Origin of the sequence: Stappia sp. P2PMeth1, from assembly GCF_900185735.1 — a bacterium.
GTDB lineage: Bacteria > Pseudomonadota > Alphaproteobacteria > Rhizobiales > Stappiaceae > Stappia.
In genome coordinates this window covers 1-1,219 of record NZ_FYAW01000034.1, presented here as the reverse complement: position 1 = coordinate 1,219, position 1,219 = coordinate 1, and the positions used below count along the sequence as shown (strand labels likewise).

General features: G+C 66.4%; 1 protein-coding gene. It reads left to right on the top strand.

Features of this window, described 5'->3' with window-relative positions:
- Nucleotides 1-124: 124 nt before the first annotated feature.
- A partial coding sequence (locus P2PM1_RS19900) for a polysaccharide biosynthesis/export family protein (protein ID WP_186400248.1) occupies nt 125-1,219 on the top strand: 1,095 nt, incomplete at its 3' end.

Below are 1,219 nucleotides of genomic sequence, written 5' to 3'. Positions count from 1 at the left end.
GTTGCCGTTCGACAACAGGTGCCGGACATGCGGATGCGTGCGCCCATCCGCCTTGGACACCCGCCCGCGAGGGTGCTAACAGAAGCGGGCGTGACACGTCCGCTTTGTCACTATCGAGGCCTTGATGCGTTTTCTGATCCCTGTTTTCCTTGCGGTTTCGCTTGCGGGCTGTGCAGGCCTGCCAGGGCAGGGACCAGCCGCGATCACCATCACCTCCGAGGAGATCGAGGGCGACGCTCTCAGCTCCAACTACGTTCTTCTGACACTCGACCGGCCGACGGTCGCCGCCGTGCACGACTATCGCCCGGCACCGTTCTCGCGCCATTTCGCCTCCGTGCCGGGCGCCGGCCGCTCGACCCGCGTCGGCATCGGCGACCGCCTCGTCGTGACGATCTGGGAGGCGGCGCCGGAAGGCCTGTTCTCCACCGCCGATGGCAAGAACGTCTCGGTGCCGGTGGTGGTCGACGAGACCGGCCACATCTTCATTCCCTATGCCGGCCGCATCCAGGCCAACGGTCTGACGGTCGAGGGCCTGCGCTCCTCCATCCAGGAACGGCTGAAGGGCAAGGCGATCGAGCCGCAGGTGCTGGTGCTGGTGGAAGGCAACGAGAGCAGCGGCGTCGTCGTGGTCGGCGACGTGATGAAGCCCGGCCAGTACACCATGTCGGTGCGCGGCATGCGCCTGCTGGAAGCGGTGGCGCGGGCCGGCGGCTCGCGCGAGGCGACCTACGAGACGGTGGTGACGGTCAAGCGCGGCTCGCGCTCCGGCGAGGCCCGCCTCGTCGACCTGATCGAATATCCGGAAAACAACATCTGGCTGACGCCGGGCGACAATGTGCTGGTGACGCACAAGCCGCGCACCTTCTCCGCCTTCGGCGCGGTCCAGAGCACCCAGCTCGTGCCGTTCAAGACCGAGTCGGTGACGCTGGCCGAGGGCCTGGCCCAGGTCGGCGGCCTCAAGGACTTCTTCGCCGATGCCGGCGGCATCTTCCTGTTCCGCTACGAGGACCGGGACCTGATCCGCAAGATCCGCGGCGAAGAGGTGGCGAAAAGGTTCTCCAAGAGCCGCGTTCCGGTGGTCTACAAGCTGAACCTGCGCGCGGCCGAGGCGTTTTTCCTGGCCCGTTCGCTTGAGATGCGCGACAAGGATATCATCTACGTCGCCAACCATCCGACGGCGGAGTTCGGCAAGTTCCTGCAGATCATCGGCCCGCTGCTG